Raw genomic sequence first — 5,403 nt, 5'->3', positions numbered from 1 at the left:
CACTGAAGGGGCTCTTCCCCGCACCTCGGCTGACTCCATCCGCAACCAACTGGGCGCTACGTGCCCAGCCCCTTCAGTGGGCTTCGCCGTGTCAGCCCGGTGGCTTTAGCCCCGGGCACAGGCCGACCGGCGGACACCCAAATAATTCATCAAACCCCATCACCCCCGGGCACGGGCCGGGCGGCAAGACCCAACGCCGCGGTGTGAGTCCTGTCCCCCAGCCGGCTTATGATCTTTCACAACTGAATCGGACTATCGCTCCGTCGACCGCTGCGAGGTGCGACAGGACACAACCCACGCACGATTCTGAGCGCTCCGCAGGCATCGATGTGCCTAGGCGAGTATGGTCCGAGTTAGTTTGGAAACATCATCAGCCGGCTTTCCTGGTGAGCCCGGCGGCTTTAGCCCCGGGCACAGGCCGACCGCGCGCGTACGACCAACGAATTCATCAAGACTCCATCACCCCCGGCCACGCGCCGACCGCGTACACCCGTCTGATTCATCAACCTCATCGCGACGGCATCGTCAGGTGGCCGACGATGTGCGGGGCGCTAGGTCGGTCGCCCCGCCTCGGCGCCGGGCTGGGGACGGTGAGGCCGGCCGCGAAGGGAGATCCGACATGAAGCTTGGCCTCCACATCAACCGCTTCCAGTGGGAAGCCGGCCCGGAGCGTTTCGGACCGACGCTCGCCGCTATGGCGCAAGCCGCCGAGGACGCGGGGTTTGACACGATCGCCGTCGCGGACCATGTCTGGCAGCACCCGATCCTCGGCGGCACCGAGGGGCCGTCGCTCGAGTGCTACTCGACGCTGGCGTTCCTGGCCGCGCATACCCAGCGGGTCAACCTCGTGGCGCTGGCGACGCCGGTCTCCTACCGCTACCCGGGCATGCTGGTCAAGACGGTGACAACCCTGGATGTCCTCTCAGGGGGCCGGGCCTGGCTGGGGATCGGGACCGGCGACTACGAAGAGGAGGCACACGGCCTAGGCCTGCCATACCCGCCACAGCGCCAGCGCTTTGACATGCTGGAGGAGACGCTCCAGATCTGCCTGCGCATGTGGAGTGGGGAGTCCGGGGATCAGGAGCCCTACCAGGGAGAGCACTACCAGCTCGCGCGCCCCCTCAACCTGCCGCAGAGCCTCTCCCGGCCGCACCCGCCGATCCTGATCGCGGGTGACGGCGAGCGGCGGACGCTGCCCCTGGTCGCGCGCTACGGCGATGCGTGCAGCCTGCGCCCCACGCCGGACGTGCCGCGCAAGCTCGACGTGCTGCGCCACCACTGCGAGGAAGCGGGGCGGGACTACGACGCCATCGAGAAGACAAGCGTCTGGCTGTTCGATCCCGGCGAGAACGGCGAAAAGGCCGGCGAACTGATCGAGCGGATGCGCTGGCTCGCCGAGATGGGGATCGAAAAGGTTCTGGCCTGGGTCGAGGGTGCCGATCGCATCACGCCGATCGAGGTGATGGGTCGCACGGTGATCCCGGCGGTCGCGGACCTCTGACGGTCACGGGCCTCGCAAGCGCTGCCCCGGTCCTCCGGGCCGGTGCCATCCGAGCGGTGGACGGGGAGCATCGCCCAGCCCTGCGGCACATCGACACACTGTCTCCAAGGTGGAGCCGGTGGGGATGCCGTCGCGTATGATTGACGCGCGAGCACCTGGGTGAAGGGAGCGGCGGTGTCCCGCGACGTGGAGGCCGGGGTGGTGATCGAGCCGGTGCCATCCTCGCCGGATGCCGTACCCCGTGGGGTACGGGTTCCGACGGGCCTGCTGGCGCTGGGCCTCGCCCTGTGGGCGCTGCTGATGGCCGCCTGGGTCTCGACCGCCGTATTCGACCGCCTGCCGCACGTCGAGGACGAGGTCGCCTTCCTCTTCCAGGCGCGCACGTTCGCCGTGGGGCACGTGGTAGCGCCCGCGCCGCCCGAGCCGTCCTCCTTCAGCATCCCCTTCGTCATCGTGCGCGACGGTATGTGGTTCGGGAAATACCCGCCCGGTTACCCGCTGGTGCTGGCGCTGGGCGTGCTGATCGGTCGGCCCTGGCTGTTCAACCCGATTGCCGGGGCGCTCGCGATCGTGCTGCTCTACCGGGCCGGGCGCACGCTCTACGGCCCGGGTACCGGGCTGCTCGCGGCGGCGCTGCTGGCGCTCTCCCCCTTCTTCCTGCTCCAGGCCGGGTCGTTCATGTCTCACGTCGCCGGGCTGATCTGGGCGCTGACCCTGCTGCTCCTCTTCGTCCGGGCGCGATCCACCGGGGCGCTCCTCCCCGCTGTGGCGGCTGGCGCGGCCGTTGGGATGCTCTTCCTCTCCCGGCCGCTGACCGCCGTCGGGATCGGCCTGCCGTTCGCGCTGCTGGCCGTGGTGGACTTCATCACCAGCACCGCCGGGCGGCGCCGGGCGCTGGCGCTGGCAGTCGGGTTCCTCCCGTTCGTCGCGCTGCTGCTGGCCTACAACGCCTACACGACCGGGTCGCCCGTCCGCTTCGGTTACGAGTTGTGGTGGGAGTACGACCGGATCGGCTTCGGGCCCGATATCGGTCCGCGTGGCCACGACCTCGCGCGCGGCATCCTGAACACGCGCTACAACCTCGATGCTCTGCGGCACCTGCTCTACGGCTGGCCCGAGCGCCTGACGTTGCTCCCCGCCGGCATCGCGGTGGCGGTCGCCGCGCTGGCGCTGCTCGGGCGCGCCGCGCCGCTGCGCCGTCACGTCCGGCTCGCGCGACGACGGTACCCGGCGGGCGGCACTGCACCCTGGGGCTGGGATCTGTTGCTCGCCGCGAGCGTGGTCTCGCTGGTCGTCGTGCACATCGCCTACTGGACGCCGGGGCAGATGTACGGCCCGCGCTACTACTTCGAGGCGACCGGCTCGCTGGCGCTGCTGACCGCTCGCGGCCTGCTGCACCTCGCTGGCGCGCTCGGCTGGGTGCTCCGGCAGGCGCGGCTCCCGGTGCCCTGGTCCCGCCCGCTTGCCGCCGGTGCCGTGCTCGTGCCGGTCGCGGTCCTTTCCGTCACCGGGCTGGTCACGGACGGCGTCCGCGAGTTCCGCGCCTACCACGATTGGTACGACATCAACGGTGATGGATTGCGGCGGGTGGAGGCGGCGCGGCTCGAACACGCCCTCGTCTTCGTGGACGCGAACTACTGGACCGCCTATGCCCCCTTCTTCGCCCAGAACAGCCCCGTGCTCGACGGGAACATCATCTACGCGCTCGACCGCGGTCCCGCCAGGAACCAGGCCCTGATCGCCCACTTCCCGGATCGTGCCGTCTACCGCTATGCTGACGGCCAGGTGACAGCCATGGGGCCGTGAGGGTTAGGGCGTCATGCGTCATACGTCATGCGTCACCCGTCATGCGTGCTGCGTGTTCCGTGATTGCGTACTTCCCCCCTCTCCCCTGGTGGGAGAGGGGTCGGGGGTGAGGGGGACGCATGACGCGTGACGTATGGCGCACCACGCACCACACACCAGCCCGTACCCACAGGGAGGGGTTCGCATGAGCGAGATCTGCTTCATGACGGCGACCGAGATGGCCGAGCGCATCCGGCGCCGCGACCTGTCCGCGCGCGAGGTGATGGAAGCGCACCTGGCGCAGATCGAGCGGGTCAACCCGGTCGTCAACGCGATCGTCACGCGGGTGCCGGATGACGAAGCGCTGGCCCTCGCCGACGCCGCCGATGCCGCGCTGGCGCGGGGTGAGGACGTCGGCCCCCTCCACGGGCTGCCGATTGCCCACAAGGATCTGGAGGAAACCAAGGGCCTGCGCACCACCTTCGGCTCCCCCATCTACCGCGACTACGTTCCGGACCACGACACGCTGCTGGTCGAACGGCTGAAGCGGGCCGGGGCGCTGACCATCGGCAAGACCAACGTGCCCGAGTTCGGCGCCGGGTCGCAGACCTTCAACCCGATCTTCGGTCCGACCCGCAACCCCTACGACACCACCAAGACCTGCGGTGGGAGCAGCGGCGGCGCGGCCGTGGCGCTCGCTTGCGGCATGATCCCGATCGCCGACGGGAGCGACACCGGCGGCTCGCTGCGCAACCCGGGCAACTTCAACAACGTGGTCGGCTTCCGGCCGTCGGCGGGGCGGGTACCGACCTGGCCGGCGGCGATGGGGTGGTCCATGCTCGGCGTCAAGGGGCCGATGGCCCGCACCGTGGCCGACGTGGCGCTGATGCTCTCCGCCATCGCCGGTCCGGACCCGCGCAGCCCCATCTCCTTGCCCGAGCCGGGGAGCTTCTTTGCTCGGCCACTGGAGCGCGACTTCCGCGGCGTGCGCATCGCCTGGTGCCCCGACCTTGGCGGCTTGCCGGTGGATCCGCGAGTGACCGCGGTGCTGGAGAGCCAGCGGCAGACCTTCAGCGACCTGGGCTGCGTGGTCGAGGAGGCGACACCCGACCTGTCGGATGCCGACGAGATCTTCCACGTGCTGCGGGCGCTGAACTTCGCCGTCCGGCATGCCGACCATCTGAAGCAGCACCGTGACCTGATCAAGGACACGGTGATCTGGAACACCGAGGAGGGGCTGAAGCTGAGCGCGCTCGACGTGGGCCGGGCCGAGGTGAAGCGGACGGCGCTGTACCACCGGATGCGCGCCTTCTTCGAGAAGTACGAGTTCCTGATCTGCGTCGTGAACCAGGTGCCGCCGTTCGACGTCAACCAGCCCTACCCCACCGAGATCAACGGCGTGCCGATGGAGAACTACATCGCCTGGATGAAGTCCGCCTACTACATCACCGTGACCGGCCATCCGGCCATCTCGGTGCCGTGCGGCTTCACGCCTGAAGGGCTCCCGGTCGGAGTCCAGATCGTGGGGCGCTACCACGACGACTTCGGCGTGCTCCAGTTGGCCCACGCCTTCGAGCAGGCCACCCAGGTCTGGCGCCGCCGCCCACCGGTATTGGACGAAGTCGCCTGAGGCTTTACTGGGCTTGCGCCGCTCCGCACCAGAGGGCCTGGGGCGGGCCGTGCGCGGGTCTGCGTGCCGGGGTTCGTGCCCAAGGATGGGTGGTGTGAACGGTCCTGCGCCGCGGCCCGTGCCCGGGGCTCAAGCCCCGGGCTGACAAGGAAAAGCCGGCTCAAGCCGGCTGGGGACATCGGGCCCATACCCAGGCGGCACGGTGTCCGCCAGCCAGCCCGTGCCCCGGGGGCTAATGGGGTTTGACACATTTACCCACTCTACTCGCCACCCGTGTCCGCACTGTTGTCATCCTTCGCTGCGCGAAGGATCTCGCGTCGGACCGGCCACGCAGCGGAGAGATCCTTCGCTGCGCCGGGGGCGGCGACCAGCCGCCCCCGGCTCCACTTAGGATGACACGCGGGGGGCGCGGACCGCTGTCGCGTTTACCGGACTAATTCGTCAAACCCCAAAAACCCCCCGGCTGGCAAAAAAAACCCCCAAGAAA

3 protein-coding genes are annotated in these 5,403 nt (G+C 69.3%); all 3 read left to right on the top strand.

Annotated elements, in window-relative coordinates; all coding sequences use genetic code 11:
* The first annotated feature begins 619 nt into the window (after nucleotides 1–619).
* The 3 genes from IRZ30_RS15335 to IRZ30_RS15325 all read left to right on the top strand — a co-directional run bounded on the left by IRZ30_RS15335 (nucleotide 620) and on the right by IRZ30_RS15325 (nucleotide 4,916).
* Entirely contained in the window at nucleotides 620–1,501 is an 882-nt protein-coding gene (locus IRZ30_RS15335; protein WP_294086397.1) for an LLM class F420-dependent oxidoreductase, read from the top strand.
* Nucleotides 1,502–1,675: 174 nt separating this feature from the next.
* Nucleotides 1,676–3,307: a glycosyltransferase family 39 protein gene (locus IRZ30_RS15330; RefSeq protein ID WP_294086396.1), complete on the top strand. Its 1,632-nt coding sequence runs from the start codon at nucleotides 1,676–1,678 to the stop codon at nucleotides 3,305–3,307.
* A 184-nt stretch (nucleotides 3,308–3,491) separates the two neighbouring features.
* Nucleotides 3,492–4,916, top strand: coding sequence for an amidase (locus IRZ30_RS15325; RefSeq protein ID WP_294086395.1), 1,425 nt, complete (start codon nucleotides 3,492–3,494; stop codon nucleotides 4,914–4,916).
* The last annotated feature ends 487 nt before the right edge of the window (nucleotides 4,917–5,403 follow it).

It is taken from the genome of Sphaerobacter sp., from assembly GCF_019683595.1.
Lineage (GTDB): Bacteria > Chloroflexota > Chloroflexia > Thermomicrobiales > Thermomicrobiaceae > Sphaerobacter.
Note: the sequence above shows the minus strand (reverse complement) of the source record. Positions and strands in the feature narration are given on the sequence as shown.